Origin of the sequence: Bradyrhizobium sp. MOS001 (genome assembly GCF_004634465.1) — a bacterium.
GTDB lineage: Bacteria > Pseudomonadota > Alphaproteobacteria > Rhizobiales > Xanthobacteraceae > Bradyrhizobium > Bradyrhizobium barranii.
On the sequence record NZ_SPVJ01000068.1, the window covers coordinates 1 to 25823 of the forward strand.

Consider the following 25823-nt stretch of genomic DNA (forward strand, 5'->3'; position numbering starts at 1 on the left):
CACTATGCACTGTGTCCATTCTAAGCCTAACGGTCCGAACAAACCGCAGACTCGCAGATCACCCCGTCATCCGGTAGGTGGCCGCTGAACAGCGCTTACACTTATGACGTCTTCGAGCGAAGTAGAGGTCGGTTCGCGTCAACAAAATGCGTCAAGCCAAAACTCCGGGAATCTCTAGGGTTCGCGAATGGACTCATCCAATCCACGAAGCAACGGATAGAGGAAATAGGATATCACGCTGCGCCGTCCGACCTTCATTTCGGCGGTCACCGCCATGCCCGGAATAAATTGAGCGCGCTCTTCCGGCAGCCGAAGGTGAGTGTCGGACAGGTCGACCAATACGCGGTAATAGGGAGCGGTCGCGTGGCGCGCACCTTCGGCTTTCGGATCCGGCGGGAACGCGTCCTGACTGATGACGTGCACCTCGCCCTTGGCCGTCCCGTATTTCTGGAACGGGAAGGCATCAAACTTGATCCGCACGGGCTGGCCTACCGAAACCCGACCGATGTCCTTGCCCTCGACATTGACCTCAGCCCGGAGCGGCTCATCGCGGGGGACAAGCACAAACATCGGCTCGGCCTCACGGGCGACCGAACCGACTGTCCGGCTGGCAATATCCAGCACGATCGCATCGGCCGGCGCCTTCAGCACGATTAATTGCCGGCGAAGCTCGGCCTTCTTGAGGTCTTCGGAGGCGCTGTCCCGCTTCGCGAGCATCTCCACGAGGTCCTGATAAGCCGTCTTGCGAAACTCCTCGCCGTAGACCTTCTGGTCTGCCTGGGCCTTATCGAGCCGATGCTCATAATCGGCCATATTGCCGCGAGTACGCGCCAGATTGCTCTCAACATCAAGACGAGCGTCACGCGAGAGCAGCAAATTCAGCTTCGAGCCAACTTCCTTATCCATCAGCGTCGCACGCATGACCTCGATCGACCTCATCGTCTCGAGCCGCTGAACGAGCACCGCCTCTTCGTTCTGTGCAGTCTTCAGGTTCGCGCGAGCAGAGGCGATCTGCGCGCTGTAGTTTTCCATCTGAGCATCGTAAGTCGCTTTGCGCTGCAGGAATATCTTGCGCTGCAGGACCTGATCGGCGTTGATGGACTGCCCGATGACATAGTCCTCACTATTCACTTCGGCCTTGAGACGGTCGATCCCGGCATTGAACACCCCAACCTTGCCGCGCAACTGGTCCAGATCCGCTTGCGAGAATGTCGGATCGAGCGTTGCCAGCAGGTCTCCGCGATTGACCCGGTCGCCTGGCCTGACATGTATCTCGCGGACAACGGAGGTTTCGAGCGGCTGAACGACGAGATTGGGGCGCGTGGTGACCAGCTTGCCCTGGGCCGTCACAATCATGTCGACCTGCGATCCCGATGCCCAGCCGATCGCGGCGAGTATCAACGCCAGGACACAATAGAGCGTCATGCGGGCGATGCGCGGTGGAGCCCGATTCTCGACCTCAATCGCGTCGGATTGGAATTCCGTCACCACCGGAGGCCGGTGTCTGGCGGGTCTGAACAGCGCGCGTCGCCGCCGTTCGGTCATCGGCGCTTGAGTGCTTGCATCGCCGCGGGATTTCTCAGGCTTGGTCATGCGACCTGCTTCGTCTGCTGGTTCCATAGATGCCGGTAAATCATGCACTTCGACAGCAACCGATCGTGATGATCGACGTCGACGATCCTGCCACGATCGATCACCAGGATCTGGTTTGCGTCTGAGAGCATCGACAGCCGATGCGAGACGATGATGACGGTCCGTCCCTCGGCGATGCGGCGGAGATTGCGCCGGATAATCAACTCGCTTTCGGAATCGAGCGCGCTCGTCGCCTCGTCCAGGATCAGGATGCGGGGGTTAACGATAAGCGCCCGGGCAATCGCAAGGCGCTGCTTCTGTCCGCCGGACAGATTTGAGGCATCCTCCTCGAGCATGGTGTCGAAGCCGCGTGGAAGCCGCTCGATGAATTCATCGGCGCCCGCAAGCTGCGCTGCGCGGACGACCTCGGCAAAGGTCGCGTCGCGCTTCACGCAGGCAATATTGTCGCGAACAGTGCCGCGAAACAGGAAGTTGTCCTGTAGTACCAGTCCGAGATTCTGGCGCAGATGAGTGAGATCGAGCTCCCTCGAATCGTATCCGTCGACCCGCAGCAAGCCCTGCTGCACCGGATACATCCCGGAAATGAGCCGCGTCAGCGTGGTCTTGCCGGAGCCGCTTCGGCCGACGATCCCGAATATCGACCCCGGCGTGATGGAGAAGGAGACGTCATCCAGCGCCGGCGCGCCCTCCGATCCGTAGCGGAACGAGACATTCTCGAAATCGATCTTGCCGGCGAACTCGGGCCGAAGCCCCTCGCGATTGCCGTCGCGTTCGGGCTTCTGGTTCATTACCTCGCCCAGCATCTTCACCGCCAGGGCAACTTCTTGATACTCGTGAACCATTGTCACCATTTGGACCAGTGGTCCCGACACGCGTCCTGCCAACATGTTGAAGGCGACCAGCGCGCCGATGGTCATCTCGCCACTGAAGACGTCCAGCGCTCCAAGCGAAATGATGCCGAGCGTCATCATCTTCTCGAGAAAACCGGTGGTAGACTGGGCCACGGCAGAAATCTTCTCAACGCCGAACCGCATTGTCACTGACTGCGCGCAGCGATCGTCCCAGACCCTGCCCTGCAGCGGTTCCATCGCCAGCGACTTCACCGTACGCATGCCGTGCACGGTCTCGACCAGCAGAGCCTGCCGCGCACCTTCCGCCTGGTAGAGGTTATAAAGACGCCGACGGAACGGTCCCATCAGGAGCACGACGACCATGCCGCTGGCCGCAGTGAAGGCAAGCACCATGCATGTCAATTTGAGACTATAGAGCGCCAGCACCGGAAGGAAAACGAACAGGGACAGCGCGTCGAGTGTCGTCAGGAACAGACGACCGGTCAGGAACTCGCGAATTCGCGCTGCCTGTTGCATATGCTTGACCAGGATGCCGGCCGAAATGTGCTCAAAGAAGGTCACGGGCAGACCGAGGAGATGACCGAACGTCTTGGTTGCGACACGAATATCGACCTTGTTGGTCGCATAAAGCAGAATATAGCGTCGCAGAAATCCGAAGATTGCGTCGAACGCCAGCGCGGCAGTCGCGCCGCCCGCCAGCACATAGAGCGTGGTAAAGCTCTCATGCACGAGCACCTTGTCGATGACGAGCTGGAAGAATATCGGGATCGCAAGACCCAGTGCATAGAGCATAATGGCAGCGATCGCGACGTCGACGAACAAGCGCCATTGACGCGCCAATTCGGGAATGAACCAGCGTAGCCCGAACGTCGGACGATGATCCGATGCAAGCCGCTCGCGCTTGATCAGGACGGCGTCGCCGCCCCAACTGGTACAGAACTTATCCCTAGCGACGATCAGAGGCTCATCCCGGCGTTCGGCGAGCGGATCGAACACACTGACCGCTTCGGCGCCATCGGCCCCATGACCTGCCCCGAGAACCACGATCCAGTTGCCGTTTGAAAGTCGGAGCAGCGCCGGATAAGCCTCTCCCAACCGAAACAGCGCCCCCCAATCGAGATTCGTAGGCGTTGCGCGCAGGCCAGCCTCCTTCGCTATGCGCAGCAACCGGGTCGTCGAGACCGGGGTCCCGTCGATGACATAGGTGTGCTTGAGGCGTTCGACCGGCAGGTCAACGCCGTGATAGGCGGCGGCCTTTGCGAGGCATTCCAGTTCTGTCCGCAATGCCGGACGCAGGGCCTCATCAGCGCTCACAGGCGGAGCTCCCGAGCCCGTGACTTCGGCTTCAACGGAAATTGCTTGAGACATTTGGGGACCGAGGGCTGCCAGACGGATCGCGTTCTGCCGTAATAGTGTGAGACTGGCCAGGAGGGCTCGGCTGGTTGCGCCGCACCGCGCCGGCGTCGATCAACCCCTGCAGCGCCTTCTGCATGACCTCGACCGAGTTCGCAAACGACTCCACTGAAAAGATCAGCCTCTGCTGGAACACCCTCTTCGGCGCATTGTTGGCATCGCGTTCGGTCGGCGAAAGACTGACCAGGTCAACCCGGACGATCGATCCGCCAACGGTGATCTCCTCCACTCCGTCAGTATAAAGTTCGGCATGCATCGAAGCCTCCAATGCTGCGAACTCGATCTCGAATCGCGCGTCGGCCTGCAGCCAAGGGTTCGACGCCGACGATAGTCACGGATCTAGGGCGGCCGCTCGCTTCAAAGCCGGCCTGTTGTTGCTTCGATATCCGTCCGACACTCACGGAAAAATTGCAGGGCGCCGTAAAACCGTGCATCGGAGCGGTCAAAACAGACAACCCGGCTCTTGTGTCAGCATCTCCGACACCTGAAATCACCACCAATATTTCTGCAAATAAATAAATATCGCGGCGAATTAATTGTCAATTGATTATCTCTCAATTCGGCATCCGCGTAATTATTACGATTAATCTAGGTCCTCCCGCAAGCTGAAGTTCCTTCAATTCGATCGGCAATCTTGCTTTCCGCGAATGACTAAGCAAATATCCGTCTCGCCCACGTCAAGCATGAACAGATTCCCGTTTTGAGAACGATTATGCCCCGCCTCGCCTGCCGGCGGGTTCCCCGGTACCACCGAAATTAACTAGAGCGCATTTAATTCATTTGAACGAGGGTGATTTTTCAGTATATTTTAAATACAGGGCAGCATGGCATTCGGCGGCCATACCAAACTACGCTGGCGGCTGTTCCGGCGAGATTAACAAGCGGCAGAGGCGAACGGAATGCTCCAGACCAATATGCTGCAAACTGACAGGCTCCGCGCACCTGCCTTCAATGATGAAGCCGAAGGCGGCGGCATCGGCGAAATCATCAGCGCCGCCCTTGGATTTCTCTGGCGGCAGTACCTGGTGCTCATTCTTGCAGCCGTACTCGGATTGACCGCTAGCCTGATCTATCTGCTGATCACGCCACCGACCTATACCGCCCAGGTCCAGGTCATGCTTGAGAACGCGAAGACACAGTTCATCCAGCAACAATCCATTCTGGCAGAGCCGGCCTTCGACCTCACCTTGTTCGAAACGCAGGTCCAGGTCCTCAAATCGAAAGCAATGGCGATCAAGGTCATCAATCAGCTCAAACTCGCCGACGACCCAGATTTCAAGCAACCGCCCCCGTCCTCGCCCTCCCACTGGCAGCGGCTTCGCGCGGCATTGTTGCCGTCGCCGCCGGACGATCTGCAGCCCGCTCCGACCGGCGAGCCACTGGAAGGGATCGTCACTACGTTTCAAAAGCGCACGGTGGTGGACCGGATCGGTTTCAGCAACCTCATCGAGATCAACTTCAGTTCGAGCAATCCAATACGAGCTGCCCAGATCGCCAACGCAATCGCGAAAGTCTATCTCGCCGATCAGGAGAAAGCGAAGCTGGAGACAAATCGCCGGGCAAGGACTTGGATGCAGGAACGACTGCAGGAGCTCGGAGAGCAGGCGCTCGAGGCTGAACGCGCTGTCAGCGCCTACAAGTCCAAGAACAACTTGATTTCCACTGGGGGAAAGCCGATCGACGATCAGCAGATCACCGATCTCAGCAGCCGATTGGTCGCCGCTCGTGCGCAGACGTCCGATGCTGCAGCCAAGCTGAACCGTTACGAGGCAATTTTGGAGGCCAATCCGGCAAACTCGCCGTCGATCGGCAATTTGGATGCAGCGGGCAGCGACGCACTAAGTAGCCCCATCATCACCAGCCTTCGCCAGCAATATCTCGAACTCGAGCGACGCGTAGCCGAGTGGGTACCACGATTTGGCCGCGACCACGCCGCGGTCGTCAACTTGCGAAACCGGATGCGCGAGCTCCGCGGCTCTATCCTTGACGAGGTCAAGAGATATGCGGAGACGAGCCGGAGCGAATTCGAGGTCGCCAAGCAGCGACAGCAGGAGATTGAGAAGCAAATGTCGGGGGCCGTGGAGCAGTCCCGCTCGACAAATCTGGCTGAGATCACGATCCGCGAATTGGAAAGCAAGGCAAAAAGCTTGCGCAGCCTGCACGATACATTCCTGCAGCGCTACGTGGGGGCAGCGCAGCAAGAGAGCTTTCCGATCGCGGAGGCCCGGGTGATGAATCTCGCGGTGCCGCCGCAGAGCAAGAGCAAGCCGAAGGGCGCAATGGTCATGGCGCTGGGCCTGGTCGGCGGCCTCGGCTTGGGCCTGGGACTGGGCCTGTTCAGGGAGATGATGGATCGGGTCTTCCGCACGTCCGCGCAGATCGAATCGACGCTGGGACTGCCTTGCCTGTCACTGGTGCCGGCGTTGCGAGCTAAAAGGACGTGGGCTTGGAGCCTCGACCACGACATGCGGCGGCGGAGAGTTTCCAGCAGTTCAACGTTCCACGGAACGGTGGTCGGCAAGCCATTATCTCGGTATGCCGAGTCGATCCGCGCCATCAAACTCGCCATAGATCTCAATCCCAGCAAAGCCTCCAATAAGGTGATCGGTATCACCTCCACCCTGCCGAACGAGGGGAAGACGACGATTGCTGCCTCGCTCGCCCAGCTCATCGCCCATAGCGGCAAGAGCTGCATCGTAGTCGATGGAGATCTCAGGAATCCGTCACTTTCGGCCAGTCTTGCCGCGAACGCGACAACGGGTATCGTCGACGTCATCAGCCATAACAGATCGCTCGAGGAGACGATCTGGCGGGATCAAAAGACAAACCTCGCGATTCTCCCGGCGGTCAGCCCAATGCCGGTGCTCCACACCAGCGAAGTGCTGGCCGCGGACTCGATGCGCAAACTATTCGATCAGCTACGCTCGACGTATGATTACGTCATCGTGGACCTTCCGCCCCTGACCCCGCTGGTCGACGTTCGTTCGACGACAACCTTCATCGACTGTTACGTCCTGGTGGTGGAATGGGGGCAGACGAAGGTGGAGGTCGTCAAGCATGCACTGCACACGGCCCCGAATGTTTACGAGTGCCTTATTGGGGCGGTTCTCAACAAGACCGACATCAAGGCAATGTCGCGCTATGACACGCAATGCAGGGACTACTATCGGGACGAGCACTATATCCGCTACGGGCTGACCGGCTCAAACTGACCAATTCATACCCCGCCAAGGATCATGGGCGCAGCGCCCTGTTCCATCATGTTGCAGATTAGCAACAATCACCGATTGCCCTTCAGGTAACCGCGATGATTCTCTGGTCTGAATCACGTATAAATGTACTTTGTACATACTTGGAATTCATACTCGGACGACACTTGGGGAGTATTAGCCATTATCGCGCTGCCAGGATGCGGGAGGATTGTTGCTGTTCTCCTGGCGCTATCTAGCGCCGGGTGCATCATCACGCCTGGATCCGGGCCATTGTCGATGGACGTCCGATCGGCCTCGGAAGGACTTGAGGCCGCCGCCCTCCCCTACGCCCTGGTCAAGCTGACACCCGAGGTTGTCGAAGTTCTCGGCCGCTATACACCAAGGCTGTCCACGGCCTTTGCCGCCAAGACGCCTCCCAAGGCATTCCGCTTCGGCGTGGGCGACACGGTCAGCATCACCATATTCGAATCCGGAGCTGGCGGCCTCTTTACCTCCGACGCCGGCGTCCGCGCCGGCAACTTCGTCACGGTTCCAAACCAGGCCGTGGACGAGAAGGGTTATATTGCTGTTCCCTACGCAGGCACCATCCGGGCACTGGGCCGCACCCCTTCGGAGATTCGCGACGAAATCACGGACAAACTCAAGGGCCGAGCCCTCGAACCACAAGTTATCGTGGCTTTGGCCGAGCAGAACACGTCGTTGATCAGCGTCCTTGGCGACGTGCGGGCCGGAGGCCGCTTCCGCGCCAGCCCGTCCGGTGAGCGCGTTGTCGATGCCGTCGCGCGCGCCGGCGGCCCCATAACGCAAGGTTATGACATGTGGGTGTCGCTCGAGCGCACGGGACACCGGGCAAGCGTTCCGTTCGGCGCACTGATGTACGAGCCTTCCAACAATATTTTTGTGCTGCCGAACGACATCATCTATCTCTACAGCCAACCGCAAACCTTTGTCGCGTTCGGCGCGTCCGGCCTTCAGGGGCAATTCAAGTTCGACGCGTGGCGTGTTTCGCTAGCCGAGGCGGTCGGCAAGCAGGGTGGCATGAACGATGGATTGGCTGATCCATCCTCGGTCTTCCTGTACCGGGGCGAAACGCGGGAAGTGGCCAAGGCAATGGGCGTCGATTGCGGGCCCTTTAAGGGCCCGATCATTCCCGTCATTTATCTGATCAATTTCCGCGATCCGTCAGGCTATTTCCTCGCTCAAACTTTTGAGATGCGGAATAAGGATGTCGTCTACACGTCCAACTCGGCGTCAGTCGAGACCACCAAATTCCTGACCTTCCTGCGAACGATCATGGCCACCGTAAACGACCCGATCATCTACGCCACCAACGCCTACGCGCTGAAAGCCGCTGCCGCCGGCACCGGATCAACCACGGTCATCACGACTCCCCAGCCGATTACCACTACCAGTCAATAGTGTGCGGCGGCGACGCCGAGCCGACATGATCACAATCCCATCTGCTTCGGGGCGGCGCAGTCAGGTCGCGACTTATCTCGATCGGCCAGCATTCTTTACCGATTGCCTACCGGTTGAACCGCATCCGATGCCGGTAAGGACATAGACCCAGCAACCGTCGGCCTGACGATGCTGATCGGACTCCGTAGCTGCTGTACGTGCTGACCTGATGTCGAGGATTTGTCGCCCTCCAGGATCAGGCGCGTTGCCGGCCCTTGGAGCCACTCTCGCTGATCCGAAACTCTTCGATCTTCTTTCCTGATTTCATCGCCGCGACAAGCCACCGGGGTTGCTTGCCGCGTCCCGACCAGGTCTCGGAGGTCTTCGGATTGCGGTACTTTGGGAGCACTCTCGGATACTTTCGTCGCGGCTTTTCGCCTCGGAGCGTACGAGCACCACCCGAATCCGGCATGTCGGCCACGCCCCGACTGAGAACTGCCAGCCTCTTCTCAAGTTCGCGCTTCTCGGCCTCCATCCGGGCCGACAATATCGCGCTGATCTTCTCATGAAGTGACCAGAGATCACCAATAGACATGAACTTGAGTTCGAGTTCTTTCCCCCACATGCGCTTGTCCCCGGCGCCGCCCATATAATGAGCCGTCATATTTCCCTGTTTAATTTGCAATAAAGGAAAAACCAAGAATTTACTAAGGCAAACTTTGGGAAAATCGGTCATTTGCACAATTTTGTGGGGACAAGCTACTCCAGAAGACGTACCAAGCGAGGACAACTCGCAATCGAATATATTGCGCGATTCAAAAGCAGGTAGATGGCGCGGCCTCGCGCAGGCTGTTGGCAGGGAATGCGGACCACTGGCGCAATCTCTCTCACGCCTTTCCCCGAAGCGCTCGCCTCCCGGGCAAATGAGCGGCCGCAACCGGCAGCGAAGAACTTCAGCATCTCTCAAGACGAGACGTCGACCTCGATTTGAGCCTTGAGGCCCGGACGTCCGGCAGTGCCGCGAATCCCATGAAAATCGGCGCGAGAACAACCTCATTAAACATTAGGTCGTCATCGCCCTTTCGCCCAAATACATGAACCGCATTTAATTACATGGCCGCATATTTAATTCTCGACTAACAGATGGAATGATATTAAACAATAATTAATCTGTGACCGGCCTGTCGCATTGCGGCCTGCGGGAAGGTGCCATGATCGGGGTAACCATTGCGAGGGCGAGCCTGCAATCGCGGCGGGATGGCGCATCGAGATGCACGAGTTCGCGAACCGGCACACGCTTGGTCGCGAACTCACGATCCCCTGGCGCGGGCATGCAATCGCCCGATGCCGCTCGGTATCCTGACATCGAAGCCGCCATTGCAGGACCTGCCCGACCCGACCTCTGTCGCCGCGTTCCGTTTGTCCAGGCTTATCCCCCTTCTCTCGCGAGAACATAGATATGACGAAGTTATTTCAGGAAGCGTCTGATTGGAGCCGTATGGCGCTCGGGTTTCAGAATTGGCAACGGATTCCCCAGCGGAAGAAATCAGAGGACGCGTCTATTGCAGAAGACTGGAATTGGTTCTTGTCTGGGGGCCTGTCGCGGTCGCAGGAAGAGTCGGCGAACGCCTCCGCGCTCATAGGGCCGCTGTCCTTCGCAGAGGCGAAAGTCGGACTTGCTGGGCCGGCGGCAGGAGGCCCCGCCCCGATCGCCGCGACGTCGAATCCCGTCGTGATCCTCGACGGCTCTCCCTCGCCGGCCATGGCTGGCGGCCTCACCGGGTCTTTGTTCGCCAAGGCTTCTGCCGTGGCCACACCGGCCAGCGCACCACTTTGTTGCGGTTCGTGCGGCTACATCAATTGCCCAACCCAGGTGATGAGCCAGGGCCACACCAACTCAACCCAGTTGGCTGGCCAAATCGTGCATAGCAGCGGATCCGGAGCTGATTTCGTGCCGACCAGCAAGGTCGGCCTCATGGGCAGCTCCATCAGCGACGCCATGTCAACGCAATTTGTGGCACCGTTGGCGAACTGGAACACGCAGCTGCCTGGCGGCGGCGGCGGGGAGACTGGCACCACACTGACTGGCCAGATCGGGATTCTGTCCGGCTCCGTTACGACTGCGGTAGCTCCTTCGGCATCATCCGGCCTCCGATCGGCGGCTACGTCAGCGTTCACCGCGGCTGATGCGACAACGACCGCGACGGCCGCAGCAACAGCCCTCAACCCGATCGTCCTCGAGAACCAGAAGCAGGGGAATCCTGAAAGCGAGTGGGGTATCGACGGCGCGGGCGACTCGAACATCGAAGGTTTCGCGACGGACATCAGCGTCAATCACGGCTCGACGATCAACTTCAAGATCGACACGGATTCGACGCACTACAGGATCGATATCTACCGCCTCGGATATTATGGCGGCATGGGCGCCCGGAAGGTCGCGACGATCGATCATACCGGGCTGCAGAATCAGCCGGCGCCCTTGCGAGACAGCACGACAGGACTGGTCGACGCCGGCAACTGGGCGGTTTCGGCAAGTTGGGACGTTCCGGCGGATGCCGTGTCAGGCGTCTACATCGCAAAGCTCACGCGTCTGGATGGAACGGCGGGTGAGAATGAAATCCCCTTCATCGTGCGGGACGACAGCAGTCACAGCGACGTCGTATTCCAAACTTCTGATGAGACCTGGCAGGCCTACAATGGATGGGGCGGAGCCAATTTCTACGGCGGTAACGGACCCGCGACCGGCCAAGGCGCCGGCCGCGCCTACGCGGTCAGCTATAATCGTCCGATCGCCACGCGGGGCGGTGTGGGCACGTATGCCGGGCCGCAGGATTATCTGTTCGGCGCCGAATACGCGGGCATCTCCTGGCTCGAGCAGAACGGTTACGACGTCTCCTATATGGCGGGAGTTGACGTCGACCGCTTCGGCAGCCTGCTGCTCAATCACAAGACCTATGTCGATGCCGGCCACGACGAATACTGGTCGGGTCAGCAGCGCACCAATGTCGAGGCCGCGCGCGATGCCGGCGTCAACCTGATGTTCTGGAGCGGCAACGAGGTTTATTGGCGTACCCGCTGGGGCAATAGCATCAGCAGCGATGCGACCGCTTATCGCACATTGATTTCGTACAAGGAGACGTGGGCAAACTCCTCGATCGACCCGAGCGACCAATGGACGGGCACGTTCCGCGACCCGCGTTTCAGCCCGCCGGCAACCGGCGGCGGCAATCCGGAGAACTCGCTCACCGGACAGCTTTTCGACGTCGACGACGTCGGCACCAACCTCCAGTCGATCCAAATCCCCTATAGCGATTCCGATCTACGCTTCTGGCGCAACACCAGCATTGCAAACCTGCAGCCCGGACAGACTGCGTCGCTGGTCCAGAACTATCTTGGCTATGAGTGGGACGACGCGGTCGACAATGGGTTTGATCCTGCGGGCCTGGTGCGGCTCTCCTCGACGACCTTGCCGGTGAATACCTATCTGCTCGACTACGGCAACACCACCGGCGCCGGCGTCTCGACCCACAGCCTGACGCTCTATCGCGCACCAAGCGGTGCATTGGTCTTTGGTGCGGGGACCGTCTTTTGGCCCTGGGCGCTGAGCGACAATCACGATTTGGAGCAAACGCCGACCGACCCGCGTGTGCAACAGGCAATGATCAACCTGCTCGCCGACATGGGCATTCAGCCGGGCACGCTTCAATCAGGACTCGTCGCAGCCACCGCCTCGACGGACCACACTCCGCCGACTTCCACCATCAATCCGCTCGGAACCGTTACGGCAGGAACCATCGTCACGATATCTGGTACCGCCGCGGACGTCGGCGGCGTGGTCGCCGGCGTCGAAGTTTCGACTGACAACGGCGTAAGTTGGTACACGGCCGTCGGCGACACGAACTGGACCTATTCCTGGTCGCCACAGGTCGGCGGCACCTACACCATCCGCACGCGCGCCGTGGACGACAGCGTTAATCTTCAAACGCCGACAGCCGGCATCACCGTGACCGTCACGGCACCGACTTACGTCTCACTGTTCTCGCCGAGCGCAACCCCTGCCGTCGTCAACACCACGGACGCGAGCGCGGTCGAACTCGGGGTAAAATTCCAGACCGCGGCCGCTGGCACCGCAACCGGCGTACGGTTCTACAAGGGCAGCCAGGACACGGGCACCCACACCGGCGAGCTCTGGTCGAGCACCGGCCAAAAGCTTGCAACCGTCACCTTCACCGGCGAGACGGCCAGCGGCTGGCAGAGCGCGACTTTCTCTACTCCGATCACGTTGACACCCGGACAGATCTATACCGTCTCCTATCACACCGAGGTCGGCCACTATTCCAACACGTCCAACTTCTTCACCTCTGCCGTAACCAGCGGTCCACTGACAGCGCCCGCAAGCGGCAACGGCGTCTTTGCCTACGGCAGCAGCAGCGTGTTCCCGACGAACACGTACCAGGCGTCGAACTTCTGGGTTGACGTCATGTTCAACCCCCCCAGCGGTACGACTAACCAGCCGCCGGTGGCAGCGAACGACGTCGGCCCGACGGCAACTCAGGGCGCGCCGGTCACGATCACCGCCGCATCCCTCATCAGCAATGACAGCGATCCCAATGGTGACGCCCTGACCGTCACCGCGGTGAGCGGCGCCACCCATGGGACCGTCACGCTCAACGTGCAGAGCAATCCGCAGAACAACACCATCACCTTCACGCCAGACGCCACTTATACCGGCAACGCGAGCTTCACCTATACGGTTTCGGACGGGCACGGCGGCACGGCTACCGCCAATGTCAGCCTTACCGTGGTGGCGCCAGGACAAACGCCGGTGAGCCTGTTCACTGCATCCAGCGCGCCCGCTGGCTCCTTCCAGGACGGCACCCCGCTCGAAGTTGGAGTCAAGTTCACCACCTCCGTAGCTGGTCAGATCACTGCGCTCAAATTCTACCGCAGTGCGGGCGACACCGGTACCGACATTCTCGATCTCTGGAGCTCAACCGGCACAAATTTGGCGAGCGTTGTCTTCAGCAATACGACCGCCAGCGGCTGGCAAACGGTGGCCCTGCCGACGGCCATCACCCTCACCGCCAACACGACATACGTCGCCTCCTACCACACCACGGGGGCCTATGTTGCAACCAACAACTTCTTTACAAGCGCCGTCACCAACGGGCCGCTGACGGCGAGCGCCACCGGAAACGGCGTCTACGCATACGGCGGCACCAACGCCGCCGGCGTCTTCCCGACCAGCACATGGAGCGCCGCCAACTACTGGGCCGACGTCGTGTTCATCCCGTCCGCGTCGGGCGCCCCGTCGAACACTGCGCCGACGGCGGTCGCCGACGTCGCCGACGCCACCGAGAAGGGCGGCATTGCCAATGGTTCAGGCGGCTCGCCCGCCACCGGCAACGTCCTCACCAACGACACAGATCCCGACACCGGCGACACCAAGACCGTCACCGCCGTCAGCTTCGGGACGACGGCGGGTACGCTCGGCACAGCGCTCGCCGGTGCCCACGGCAGCATCGTGCTCAGCGCCAACGGTACGTTCACCTACACCATCAACGAGAATGATTCCGCCGTGCAGGCATTGCGGCTGCCAACGAACACGTTGACGGACACGTTCAACTATACCATGCGCGACACCGGAGGCCTCACTTCGACCACCACGCTCACCGTCACCATCCATGGCGCTGACGATACCCCGGTGCTCGCGAGTCAGACCGCCAACCAGAACGCGAGGGTCGGGTCGTCCTTCTCGCTGGTGCTGCCCACCAACACCTTCACCGACGTCGATGCCGGCGACACCCTTGCCTATACGGCAACGTCCGCCGACGGTACTGCCCTGCCCACCTGGCTCGCGTTCAACGCATCCACACGCACATTCAGTGGCACGCCGACGGCTGCCAATATCGGCACTGCCAGCATCAAGATCACGGCCACCGACCTTGCGGGCGCTCCCATCAGCGAGACCTTCAATATCGCCGTCGGCTCGTCGAACGCTGCGCCGACGGCGGTCGCCGACGTCGCCGACGCCACCGAGAAGGGCGGCATTGCCAATGGTTCAGGCGGCTCGCCCGCCACCGGCAACGTCCTCACCAACGACACAGATCCCGACACCGGCGACACCAAGACCGTCACCGCCGTCAGCTTCGGGACGACGGCGGGTACGCTCGGCACAGCGCTCGCCGGTGCCCACGGCAGCATCGTGCTCAGCGCCAACGGTACGTTCACCTACACCATCAACGAGAATGATTCCGCCGTGCAGGCATTGCGGCTGCCAACGAACACGTTGACGGACACGTTCAACTATACCATGCGCGACACCGGAGGCCTCACTTCGACCACCACGCTCACCGTCACCATCCATGGCGCTGACGATACCCCGGTGCTCGCGAGTCAGACCGCCAACCAGAACGCGACGGTCGGGTCGTCCTTCTCGCTGGTGCTGCCCACCAACACCTTCACCGACGTCGATGCCGGCGACACCATGGCCTATACGGCAACGTCCGCCGACGGCACTGCCCTGCCCACCTGGCTCGCGTTCAACGCTTCCACACGCACATTCAGCGGCACACCGACGGCTGCCAATGTCGGTACCGCCGGCATAAAGGTCGCGGCAACGGACCTTGCGGGCGCAGCCACCAGCGAGTCCTTCAATATTGCCGTGTCCACCACGCCCCCGCCTGCGCCGGTCAGCCTATTCAGCGCCTCCAATACGCCTGCGGGCAGCTACAATGACGGCTCTCCGCTTGAGCTTGGCGTGAAGTTCACCTCCTCCGTCGCGGGCACGATCACCGGGCTGAAATTCTACCGCAGTGCGAGCGACACCGGTACCGACATACTCAATCTGTGGAGCGCCACCGGTACCAATCTCGCGAACGCCACCTTTACCAGTACATCGGCGAGTGGCTGGCAAACGGTTCAACTCGCGACGCCCATCGCCATAAACGCCAACACGACCTACGTCGCCTCCTATCACACCATGGGTGCATATGTGGCGAGCGGCGGCTTCTTCAGCTCCGCCGTTACCAACGGGCCCTTGTCGGCGCCCTCAAGCGCGAGCGCGGGCGGCAACGGCGTCTATGCCTATGGCGGCACAAGCTCGACCGGACTGTTTCCGAGCAACACGTTCAACTCCGCCAATTACTGGGCCGATGTTGTGTTCCAACCACAAGTAGTCGGCTAGGCTGGAGAAAGTGGGAGACCAAAGATCTCCGCCGCGACCGTGCAGAGCCGATTTCTCAATGCGGCAAGAGGCCGTTCCTCGATGGCCTGGTTGAGTGGATCGACTTTTTCGAAGTCGTGGCGATCGACAAGATTTCGGAGTTGCCGATGCGCGCGGCGCGCCGGCGAATTATCCCTGCGTTCAATCCGGCCGAAAGTCGCTCTTCTGCGGTAGGTAGCCGAGGCACTGAGCCCCTGGAGTTTCCCATCGAACGTCCCGGCTGACCGCTATCCTGACCTGGCCGCTGCACCGAAGTCCGACGTGGACGCACGCCGGCATGCGCCCAGGCGGGTGCCTTCTTCCCGCTCGGCCTTCGCGTGCTTCTACGGCGCCACCTCAAGCAAGAGTTCATCCACCGATCGATCGACATCCAGAAGGGCAGGATCGTGCTCTCGTCTTCCGAGCGATTAGTTGCCGCCGGCCGACCAGGCGCACGTCTCGATCTCGAGCGGCTGGCGGTTCCGACGCAGCGCGCTCCCGGAGACCCGCTCCTGGATGATCGACGCGGCGCCCAGCGCTCGATCCACGGAAGTCGGTTGATGCATTTGGGGGCCGTGGTTTCTGGAAGTGGGCGCTTCAGGGGCTGTCGACCTGAGCGGTCCAATCTCACCTGCGCAGGAGTGCCCCAGATATCCTGATCCAAGCGGTCGGGCATTTAAATGTATTTAATTATTTTATGCTGGCGCCCCCGGCGATTTTGGCGTATTTAATGTTGTATTAAATAATAGTAGCAACGAATAGATTCGCCAATGATTTCAAAGAGTCGCTTTATCCCAATCGACACTCGCGGCGAGATGACGAGATCGTCCCTCAGCTCAATGATGAGGGCCAATCGTAAATGGCCGATCAGCTACAGATCAATCGAGGCAATTGTGGTTTGTGGCGACCTGTTTGCGATCTTGATTGCCAGCATCGTTTCTACCCTGCTTTTCCCCAACCATGATGTCTCGACCGCGACCGACATCGGCAGGGCGATTGGTTCGGCCATTGTCGTCTCGGCACTTTGCGTCTCGCTCTTGAAGACGCGGAGCATGCATACTCCGTCCGCGTTGCTTGATTTGGGACACCAAGTCCATGCGGTGTGCCTGTGCTGGGCAGTCGTATTCCTTCTACTGGGCGCAGCCGTCAGCGCCTTTAACTTGGGATCAGAACTCTTCCGCAGCGCCGGAGCTATTTTTCCTGTCCTCGGACTGGTGATGTTGATCGGACAGCGCGTTTTCGTGAGGGCGCTGGTGTTGAAGGGTCTCAGCGAGGGCAAATTCTCTGGCGGAAATGTCATACTGCTCACCGATCAGGCGCGATCGGGCGAAACCGGACTGGCACGGACGCTCACAGCACTCGGTTTTCGCGTAGGTGGATCGTTTTGCCTGCCTCGAACAGGTGCGAGCTCAAATCATCGCAAGCGGCTGATTGATCTCGTCATCAGGCATGCCCGAGGCACCGACATCGAAGAAGTCATCGTTGAGGCGGATCCGAACCGATGGCACGAACTGCGCGAATTCATTGCAGACCTTAGGGTTTTGCCGATTCCTGTCGTCTTCGTCCCAGTCGGAGCCGGGGCCGAAATGTTCGGTCGCCCTACGCGCGATTTCAGAAATGCCATCGGTGTCGAGGTGCAGCGTAGGCCCCTCACACACGGCGAACGCGCTGCAAAGCGGTGCATCGACGTAATTGGAGCAGGAATTTGCCTGATCCTGCTGATGCCTCCTCTGTTGCTGATCGCAGCCGCCATCAGATTGGACTCCGCCGGACCTGTCCTCTTCAGGCAGCAGCGCTGCGGCTTCAATGGCCGCGGTTTTACGATCTACAAGTTTCGCACCATGCGGGTGATGGAGGATGGCTGCTCAATTACCCAGGCGGTCGCCAATGACTGCCGCGTGACCAAGGTCGGAAGGTGGCTTCGCAGGACAAGCGTTGACGAACTGCCGCAACTGCTGAACGTGCTGGAGGGGAGCATGTCGCTGGTCGGACCGCGACCACACGCGATAGCGCACGATACCGAGTTCGACCTAGCCGTGCAGCAGTACGCCTATCGGCGACGGGTGAAGCCCGGACTGACTGGCTGGGCTCAGATACATGGTAGCCGCGGGCCGACGCCAACGAGGGCGCTAATCGAACAGCGGGTCACATATGATCTCTGGTACATCGACAACTGGAGCCTTCAACTGGATTTGGCAATCCTACTCCGGACTCCAATGGAGGTACTGCGGTCGCGTAATGCCTTCTGAAGCGCAATGAGATTGGCAATTACGTCGTGCTTTGGATTCTCTTTCGACGCTCCTTCGGACGTACCGAAGATCATTGAACGAAGATCACTGAGCAACGGGGCGGTGACAGCGCGCAGCTCCAGCGACCGTCTCTGACGCTGGGATCAATCACTGGCAATTCCGGCAAACTTGTCGAGGAAGCTTGCCCGTCTCGATGCGTACTTACGTATGTCGGAAGTCAGGCTCTTCGGCGGGCTTTGGCGCCAGTGTCACCGATACGAAACTCCTCGATCTTCTTCCCGGATTTCATGGCTGCCACAAGCCATCGAGGAAGTTTTCCCCGCCCCGACCAGGTTTCAGATGTCTTTGGATTGCGATACTTCGGAAGCACTCTCGGATATTTCCGGCGCGGCTTCTCCGTCTGCAGGGCCCTCATCGCATCGGGAGAACTCGACACGCCCCGACTTAAGACTGCCAGGCGCTTTTCCAGTTCTCGCTTTTCCGCCTCGATACGCGTCGCCAAAATCGCGCTGATCCTCTCGTGCAGGGACCAGAGATCATCGAGCGACATCGCCTCAAGTTCGGTCTTGGTTAACGTCATGCTCGTTCCGTGCGTCATTCGTGACTGTGTCACTTAATTCGTGACTGTGTCACTTATGACCTCAAATCTTCTTTTTCAAGTAGTTTATGCGCCTGAAAAGGCGCCGGTAATTTAAATATGCTAATAACTGCCCCGGAGCCCTAGATTTTGGGCTATCCGGTTCGGTATCTAGCCCTCGCAACTAAGAGCGCCGCGCAGAAGGTCCCTCTTCCGTGATGCAAACGCCAGCTGCTGCCGCCTCCGAATCGTGACAGATGGCCTGCGAATCGAGCTCTTGATGCGCCGTCCTACCAACGGGCGTAAACGTGCGCGAATCAACTGGATATCTCTCAAAGCCAACCGCCGGAGCTCAATCTGGGCCTTCAGCGTTGCGATATCGCGCAATTCGCGTGTTGGAGTAATAAAACTATCAATGACTGCACCAAGGTCGGAAAGAGCGACTTCAACTTGGTCCATTACCAACTCCCTACACTACAAACTTAAATCGCATCAAAATTCTGTCGGAAAGTATCCTGGCAGGGAAACCAGAGTTGGGAGAAGCGTTTGGCTCAGCTCACCCCCTCCAACTCGGTTTCACAAAGCGGTCAATTAACAATCGGAACCGATCGGGCGCGTCGCCCGTATCGCAAGGCGCCTCCAAAGTACCTCAACCCAATGCAACCAAGCGAAATCTGGTCCGGCCGAGGCAATCAGCCCCAGTGGTTGACCGCCGCCCTGCAATCCGGGCACAAGCTTCAGGAGCTAGCGATCCAAGCAAGCGACAAGGGAGCCGAGAAGCCGGCCTAGGCGTGCGTTGCCGAGATCATTCAACTGTGTAGTTGCGGACCGGCCCCCACCTCTTCTTCGCGCGCGTGAGCCATGTGTCTGGCGAGCCGGGCACGAATGCCCGATATCTCGCCGAGAAGGACGTCACACAGGTGAATGCGGCTAGAAATGATGGTGGGAGTCGCCCCCTCACCATTCAATTGATAGAGCTGAGCCTGAGCCAGCCTGATCGTTTGGAGGGAGCTCCAAAGGGAAGTATTACCAGAGTCGTGAATGCCGGTCATCGCCTCGATTCCTCATACCCATACTAAAAAAAATTAAAATCTCAGGTAAGTAATAGAGCAAAAAAATAACCGACACTCGTCCGGAGCCTGTTTCATCCTCTCGCGATCGGCGCCTCGCTCCTCGCATTCTGATGGAGTCCAAATACATCGCGCTTGCCAGCATTAGCAAGGATCCGCAGGTGACCCAAAGTACCGCGGAATGCATTGCATCGGCCACATCGCACGGGCGTCGAGGGGGAAGCTCCTTCGGCAATATCGAAACGAATACTCAGGGAACTGCAGGCTTTACAAACTAACGTAAATTCGGCGCGGGAATCCATTACTGGCGCTCCTTATCCCGAATTTTCATTGAAATGAACTACGCCGGCTAATCAACCGGGGGAACCTCACTGCACTAATTTTCTCAAACGAACCTATTCCAATATCTGTAACCTGAACCCCTCACCGCGTAATTTAATATCATTTTTGGCTTGCTGCAAGCCCCGCTCACCATTGTCTTAAAATAATACTAACTCCGCTATTCACTGCAGACATTATCCGCTACTGCGCGAATGGGAACTGAGAACGGTGTCGCGCTTGCGCCGTACAAATTTTGCGGCAAGCGATCAACACGCTGACACAAGTTCTCCGCTTCAATCCAGGACCAGGCACCCAGCGCCGCTGTGCGAGATCATGTGAGTGGCGTGTTCTATCGGTTTAAAAATAACGGGCTCCTGCGTCCGGCTCCTCAGCGAAATTGCGACGCTCCCTCATTGCAATCCACTGGGCAGAGCGGGCTGGATTTGCTCACTCTGAGCTCTTCACTTTGAGGGCTCGCCGATGGCTTGCGCCAGCGCAGCTCACTTTGATTTCACGGATTTAAATTTGACATTTATTATTTTTAGGATTTAATACATTTAATTAGAAGACAGAGATGGAATTTTTCCATCAGAGTTAGGAATACCATCCATGGCACGCAGATCCGGCGAGAGCCTTCCGCCACCCGTAAGCCTTGCACGTCGTCACTTTATGGGGATCGCTGCTGCTGGCACTGCAAGACTGTCGAGCATCGTAATTCCATCTGTTTTACTTGCAAGCAAAAGCGCCGATGCCTTGGGTATATTGCCTAGGGGCGACCCGAATCGCGGCCGCGATCATCATTGTTTTGGACGAGGAACGCTCATTCAAACGGTACACGGCGAAGTGCCTATTGAACACTTGACGATCGGCGAATTGGTTATAACGGCCAACGGTGCAATACCGATCAAATGGATAGGTCGAAGAACGATCAGAAGGAACGCGTCAGCCCGCTGGCATCCGAGCGTTATGCCGATCCGAGTGGCACGCTTTGCCTTGGATGATCAAACGCCGCGCAAGGATTTGTATCTATCTGAGGGACACTCGCTCCTGATCGATGGGTTTCTGATCCCGGTGAAACATCTTGTCAATGAACGCTCGATCGCCATCGATCGCGGTGTGGAGAAGTCGGAAACCATCGAATACTTCTCAATCGAACTCGACACTCATCAAGTGATCTTCGCCGAAGGCGCGGCGGCCGAGACGTTTCGGTACGCCGGTGATCAGATCGCCTGGGACAATCGTGACGAGTACGAAGACCTTTACGGCCGCGAACATAAGGTGATGCCGCCGTTTGCACCGCATTGCCGCTACAAGGGCGGCCGGGCAGAGGTGAGCGCCTTGCTCCGGTTGGCGGCTTCTCGTTTTGGCGACATGCGCGATCCCATCCAAATCGCCTATACCCGGATCGCGGCTCGAGCATTGTTGCCGATGGCCGCCTGAACGAGCGCTTGTGACCTCGGTTAAACAACCGCAAGCGACTTGGTGATCACGTCACAGCAACGCTGCGGCTTCAATGACCGCAGCTTCATGCTGCTCGTCGGACCACAGCCACACGCCCACGACACCGAGTTCCAGCCTCGCCGTGCAACAATATGCCTATGGTGCCGGGTCAAGAGCCTGGATTTGATAAAACATGTGCTCGGATCATGCTGCGCCATGATCTTTGAGGAAACGGCGCTATTCTCGGAAACATGACATGGGCATGGGGTGGGCCTGCTTCTCGGCCGACGCGCCCCGGCAGCCTAGTCTAAGCGAAATTGCCAACAACATGCGATCTTGTAGATATCGGCGCTGCCCCGTCCGGACTCAGGCTCTTCGACGACTCTTGCTGCCGGATTCGCCGATCCGGAATTCTTCGATTTTTCTCCCGGACTTCATGGCAGCGACGAGCCAACGGGGCAGCTTGCCGCGCCCCGACCAGGTCTCCGATGTTTTTGGATTGCGATACTTCGGAAGCACTCTCGGATATTTCCGACGCGGCTTCCCCTCCTGCAAGACCCCGACAAAGTCGCCCGGGCTCGGAACGCCCCGGCTCAAGACCGCCAAGCGCTTTTCCAGTTCTCGCTTCTCCGCCTCGATCCGCGCCGCCAGGATCGCACTAATTTCTTCGTGTAGCGCCCAGAGACGGTCAAGCGACATCGCCTCAAGTTCGGCTTTATTCAACGACATGGTCATTCCGCGGTTCCATGCTTTTATAGTGCAGTCATATTGCCTCGCCCATTCTTTTTCAAGTAATTTGCGCAACCAACAAGGTGGACATTAAATACTATTCGCGCTGAACGCGTAGTTGGATCAATGCGAGAGCCTCGCCCGCACTGCGCAAACCGCACGGCAGGCTACTGCTTCGGGATGCCGATCGCCTTCGAACCGCGCCACAGGTCCCTGGAACAAAGCGCTCGATGCGCCTTCGCACCAATGGCCGCAAACGCGAGCGGATCAACTCGAGATCGCGCAGAGCGAGCCGCCGCAGCTCGATTTGGGCCTTCAGCGTTGGAATATCACTCAATGCCGGTGTCGGAACAACAAAACATCTAATGGCTGCATCAAGGTTACGCAGAGGAGCCTCAATTGGGTCCATCTCAAACTCCCTCCAAGCTCAAATTTTTTGTTCATCTCTCAATATGCGCAGGAATCTAATTTTCCGAAGCTCATCCAGAAATAATCACTTATCAAGACAAAATTTCTCATCTAATATTTAATATATTTAACGGGCGCCAATGTCCGATTCTGCACATAATGGTCGTTTGTCAAAGAATATTTGCAGTGCATTCAACCAAAGTACCAATCACGACGAGAAGTACGATGCGCAAGCCCGATTTGGATGCCATGGCCTTCGACGATCTCTGGCTCCTCCATGAGGAGGTTACCAGGATCCTGTCGGAGAAAATCACGACTGAGAAGCTGGAACTGGAGAAGCGACTGGCCCAGCTTGCCCCTGCCGGTCGGAGCGAATCACGAGCTCGCCGACCTTATCGGAAGGCGCCGCCGAAATATTTCAACCCGGTGGAACCAAGCGAAACCTGGTCCGGCAGAGGCAGGCAGCCGCGATGGTTGGTTGCTGCACTGCAATCCGGGCACAAGATCGAGGAGTTCCAGATCGGTGCCGGCGACAAGGAAGCCGAGGGATCGGCCTAGCCGCTTCGTTGCCGAAGTCAATTATGCAGCCGCAAACCTGATCCTACGCCTCCACGCGTATGGGCAATGTGTCTGGCGAGGTTGGCGCTAATGTCCGTTATCTCTCCCAGCAGAACGTCGCACAGCTGAATGCGGCTAGAGATGACGGTCGGCGTCGCCCCTTCGCCGGTCAAGAGATAGAGCTGGGCCTGAGCCTGCTTTATTGCGTGGAGGGAAGTCCGAAGGGAAGAGCCACCAGACTCGCAAGAACCTGTCATTACTTCCTCCTGCCCACTTTTTACAAAACTAACGCTTCCGGGGTGATGAATTTCTCAAGCGACAGCCAAAGCCTGGCGAGGCGACGATGTCACCCTCGCCCGATGAGCTCCCCTTCTCCCATATTGCGGTGGAATCCAAACACGCCTCGATCGCCGGTATTGGCAATAATTCGCAGGCGACCCAGCGTTCCGCGGAATGCATTGCAGCGACCGCATCTAACGGGCGTCGAGGAAGGAGCGCCTTCGGTGGAATCGAAACTGACACTCGGGGAACTGCAGGTTGGGCAAATTAACGCAAATTCGGCGTGAGTATCCATCAACGACGCTCCGTTTCCGAAACTCGACAACAAAAAACGAAAAGCCTGCCACCAATGCAAATATTTCGAGCGCAAACTCAATCCAGTTTCCATCGCTGGGCCCAAGCCGGCACTGCGTCAAAACGCGCTCGTGGCCTGGCTTCCAGCTACCAATATCGGGCAGTACGAACGGCGAATGCGCTGTCGATCAAGCCGCGCTCGAATTTAATAGCATTTTTATATTGGCCGCAATCCCTTCTCGACCACCGCGGTATAATAATATTAAATCAACCATTCAACACGCCCATGAACCGCAACCTTGCGATCAGATACGGATGCAGCGTTCGCGCCGCTGACGTCAGGAAAATGAGAGCGGGATTTCCACTGAGCGCCGGTGTTCGCATCGGCTCGCCGATTTGCCTCGTTACATTCATTTTTGCTTTCCCATGGAGCAAAGCATCATGAGTTCATTAAAGGCGATTTCCGACTGGCATGATGTCACTCTCGAACGACAGATTCGGCAGGACATCTCTCAAAGCGTAGTCAAGTCGACAACATCCGTTAGTCTCCGACGCGGCGACAGATCCAATCGGAATGGGGCTCGCGGGAGCCTATCGCGGCTTCGTTCTCAATACCTCACGCACGTTCACATATACCGTCAACGAACGCCGCCGGGCCAATGCAAATACGTTGCGTCCTATCGGACCGTGACAACCACTGGACCGTTGAGCGTGCGCGTGCTTGGCCGGCAACGCGGACTATACCGACTGCGGGACCGATAGCAGCGGATTGATTGCAACCAACACCTTCAACCCAGCAAATAATTGGGCCGATGTCATGTTCCACCCTCAACTTGCGGGCAAACCTGCAGCAGGATCGACGGCGAGCGGAAATAAGCTGCGGGCGACGGTGCTGAGCGGATTTCTCGGTGCCGGGAAAACGACCGTGCTCAACCACCTGTTAATGAACCGGGACGGCTTGCGGATTGCGGTCCTCGTGAACGACATGAGTCAGGTCAACATAGACGCTGGCCTCATCCGCAATGGAGGGGCCAACCTCTCACATGTGACCGAGGAGCTCGTCGAGCTCAGCAATGGTTGCATATGCTGCACGCTCCGCAACGATCTTCTCCAGGAAGTCAGACGTTTGGCCGCCGAGAAGCGCTTCGACTATTTACTTATAGAAGCCACCGGAATCGCCGAGCCACTTCCAATCGCAGCGACCTTTCACTTTCGCGACGAGGCCGGCGTTTCACTGTCCGACGTCGCGACACTGGATACGATGGTCACCGTCGTCGATGCGACCAGACTACTCGCCGATCTCGGCAGTCGCAGCTTGCCGCACGATTGCGACGAAATGCGTGGCACGAACCGGCAACGGACACTCATCGATCTCATTGTCGAGCAGATTGAATTTGCAGACGTCGTGGTAATCAACAAGATCTCGGACCTGGCCGAACCGGCGCGCGCAAAGCTCCGGGGTGTCATCGCGGCTATCAATCCTGACTCTCGTCAGATCGAAGCGGATTTCGGCAAAATCTTCCCGAGCAAACTCCTCGGCACCGGCCTTTTCGATGCAACGAAAGCTGCAAGCCATCCCCTATGGCACAAGGAACTACTTAACCCGCAGGCGCATGTACCTGAGACGGATTCCTATGGAATATCGAGCTTCGTGTACCGCGAGAAGCGCCCCTTCGATCCTGTCCGATTTCGCTCGTTTCTCGACCAGCCCTGGGCAGGTGTCATTCGTGCAAAAGGACGCTTTTGGCTTTCCACTCGTCCCGACTGGGTAGGCCTTCTTTCCGTCGCCGGGGTTCAGCGCAGATGCGGGCCGGCCGGATTGTGGTGGGCCAGCATCCCCCGATCGCAATGGCCTGCGGAGCCGGAGCTTCAGGACCATATCCGGAATCGATGGGACGAAGCCTGGGGCGATCGCCTTCAAGAGTTGGTGTTCATCGGCTCAGGCATGGATGAAGCCCGAATCCGCACCTCCCTTGATGCATGTCTGGATCCGAGCGAAAAAGGGTTCGATCCGGAAAGTTGGCGCGATCGCGATGATCCCTTTCCTCTTTGGTCCATGTGAAGATTGTGACGGCAAATCACATCTTTGGCAGCGGAGATAAATTGCAAGCCAAGTACATAATACTAGATGCCGTAATGGGCCCTGCTCCGTGCAAGGGGGCATGATGGTGGCTGTCCCCCGATAGATGATGAAACGGGGTCACGACTTGAGTCGGCCCCAAGCATC

General features: G+C 58.5%; 13 protein-coding genes. 7 read left to right on the plus strand and 6 right to left on the minus strand.

What is annotated here, in order from left to right:
* Positions 1–174: 174 nt before the first annotated feature.
* The 3 genes from CT676_RS40145 to CT676_RS40155 are packed head-to-tail and all read right to left on the minus strand — an operon-like array spanning position 175 to position 4113.
* Positions 175–1593: an HlyD family type I secretion periplasmic adaptor subunit gene (locus tag CT676_RS40145; RefSeq protein WP_244623458.1), complete on the minus strand. Its 1419-nt coding sequence runs from the start codon at positions 1591–1593 to the stop codon at positions 175–177.
* Positions 1590–3740 (minus strand): peptidase domain-containing ABC transporter, encoded by a 2151-nt coding sequence (locus tag CT676_RS40150; RefSeq protein ID WP_135216964.1) that lies wholly within the window; start codon positions 3738–3740, stop codon positions 1590–1592. Before CT676_RS40150 ends, CT676_RS40145 begins: the two co-directional genes overlap by 4 nt.
* A gap of 49 nt (positions 3741–3789) precedes the next feature.
* The gene (locus CT676_RS40155; protein WP_135216957.1) at positions 3790–4113 is read right to left on the minus strand and encodes a hypothetical protein; all 324 of its coding nucleotides are present in this window, start codon (positions 4111–4113) and stop codon (positions 3790–3792) included.
* Positions 4114–4756: 643 nt separating this feature from the next.
* Between CT676_RS40155 and CT676_RS40160 the strand changes: the two genes are divergently transcribed.
* A complete protein-coding gene (locus CT676_RS40160) occupies positions 4757–7069 on the plus strand; it encodes a polysaccharide biosynthesis tyrosine autokinase (RefSeq protein ID WP_135216958.1) in 2313 nt (770 codons plus the stop codon).
* 276 nt (positions 7070–7345) lie between these two features.
* A complete protein-coding gene (locus tag CT676_RS40165; RefSeq protein ID WP_135216965.1) occupies positions 7346–8488 on the plus strand; it encodes a polysaccharide biosynthesis/export family protein in 1143 nt (380 codons plus the stop codon).
* Between the two features lie 235 nt (positions 8489–8723).
* Here CT676_RS40165 and CT676_RS40170 read toward each other — a convergent pair whose 3' ends face one another.
* Entirely contained in the window at positions 8724–9092 is a 369-nt protein-coding gene (locus CT676_RS40170; RefSeq protein WP_135216966.1) for an H-NS histone family protein, read from the minus strand.
* Positions 9093–9926: 834 nt separating this feature from the next.
* On the opposite strand from CT676_RS40170, the gene CT676_RS40175 reads away from it, so the two are divergent.
* Together CT676_RS40175 and CT676_RS40180 are read left to right on the plus strand one after the other, a co-directional pair.
* Positions 9927–15653 carry a DUF4082 domain-containing protein gene (locus CT676_RS40175; RefSeq protein WP_135216959.1) on the plus strand — a complete coding sequence of 1909 codons (5727 nt, stop codon included), beginning with the start codon at positions 9927–9929 and terminating at the stop codon, positions 15651–15653.
* A 788-nt stretch (positions 15654–16441) separates the two neighbouring features.
* Positions 16442–17920 (plus strand): exopolysaccharide biosynthesis polyprenyl glycosylphosphotransferase, encoded by a 1479-nt coding sequence (locus CT676_RS40180; RefSeq protein WP_244623459.1) that lies wholly within the window; start codon positions 16442–16444, stop codon positions 17918–17920.
* Between the two features lie 217 nt (positions 17921–18137).
* On the opposite strand, the gene CT676_RS40185 is transcribed toward CT676_RS40180, so the two are convergent.
* Positions 18138–18500 carry an H-NS histone family protein gene (locus CT676_RS40185; RefSeq protein WP_135216960.1) on the minus strand — a complete coding sequence of 121 codons (363 nt, stop codon included), beginning with the start codon at positions 18498–18500 and terminating at the stop codon, positions 18138–18140.
* Positions 18501–20497: 1997 nt separating this feature from the next.
* Between CT676_RS40185 and CT676_RS40195 the strand changes: the two genes are divergently transcribed.
* On the plus strand, positions 20498–21328 hold the full coding sequence (locus CT676_RS40195; RefSeq protein WP_135216961.1) for a Hint domain-containing protein: 831 nt from the start codon (positions 20498–20500) through the stop codon (positions 21326–21328).
* Positions 21329–21694: 366 nt separating this feature from the next.
* Here CT676_RS40195 and CT676_RS40200 read toward each other — a convergent pair whose 3' ends face one another.
* On the minus strand, positions 21695–22057 hold the full coding sequence (locus CT676_RS40200; protein ID WP_135216969.1) for an H-NS histone family protein: 363 nt from the start codon (positions 22055–22057) through the stop codon (positions 21695–21697).
* Positions 22058–22690: 633 nt separating this feature from the next.
* On the opposite strand from CT676_RS40200, the gene CT676_RS40205 reads away from it, so the two are divergent.
* Positions 22691–23023: an H-NS histone family protein gene (locus CT676_RS40205; protein ID WP_135216962.1), complete on the plus strand. Its 333-nt coding sequence runs from the start codon at positions 22691–22693 to the stop codon at positions 23021–23023.
* A 1390-nt stretch (positions 23024–24413) separates the two neighbouring features.
* The gene (locus CT676_RS40210; protein ID WP_135216970.1) at positions 24414–25658 is read left to right on the plus strand and encodes a GTP-binding protein; all 1245 of its coding nucleotides are present in this window, start codon (positions 24414–24416) and stop codon (positions 25656–25658) included.
* Positions 25659–25823 lie beyond the last annotated feature (165 nt).

Coding starts and splice junctions, on each gene's coding strand:
- CT676_RS40210 (WP_135216970.1), top strand. CDS start 24,414: ATGTTCCACCCTCAACTTGCGGGCAAACCTGCAGCAGGATCGACGGCG.
- CT676_RS40200 (WP_135216969.1), bottom strand. CDS start 22,057: ATGTCGTTGAATAAAGCCGAACTTGAGGCGATGTCGCTTGACCGTCTC.
- CT676_RS40155 (WP_135216957.1), bottom strand. CDS start 4,113: ATGCATGCCGAACTTTATACTGACGGAGTGGAGGAGATCACCGTTGGC.
- CT676_RS40145 (WP_244623458.1), bottom strand. CDS start 1,593: ATGACCAAGCCTGAGAAATCCCGCGGCGATGCAAGCACTCAAGCGCCG.
- CT676_RS40160 (WP_135216958.1), top strand. CDS start 4,757: ATGCTCCAGACCAATATGCTGCAAACTGACAGGCTCCGCGCACCTGCC.
- CT676_RS40195 (WP_135216961.1), top strand. CDS start 20,498: ATGGCACGCAGATCCGGCGAGAGCCTTCCGCCACCCGTAAGCCTTGCA.
- CT676_RS40165 (WP_135216965.1), top strand. CDS start 7,346: ATGGACGTCCGATCGGCCTCGGAAGGACTTGAGGCCGCCGCCCTCCCC.
- CT676_RS40185 (WP_135216960.1), bottom strand. CDS start 18,500: ATGACGTTAACCAAGACCGAACTTGAGGCGATGTCGCTCGATGATCTC.
- CT676_RS40180 (WP_244623459.1), top strand. CDS start 16,442: ATGATTTCAAAGAGTCGCTTTATCCCAATCGACACTCGCGGCGAGATG.
- CT676_RS40205 (WP_135216962.1), top strand. CDS start 22,691: ATGCGCAAGCCCGATTTGGATGCCATGGCCTTCGACGATCTCTGGCTC.
- CT676_RS40175 (WP_135216959.1), top strand. CDS start 9,927: ATGACGAAGTTATTTCAGGAAGCGTCTGATTGGAGCCGTATGGCGCTC.
- CT676_RS40170 (WP_135216966.1), bottom strand. CDS start 9,092: ATGTGGGGGAAAGAACTCGAACTCAAGTTCATGTCTATTGGTGATCTC.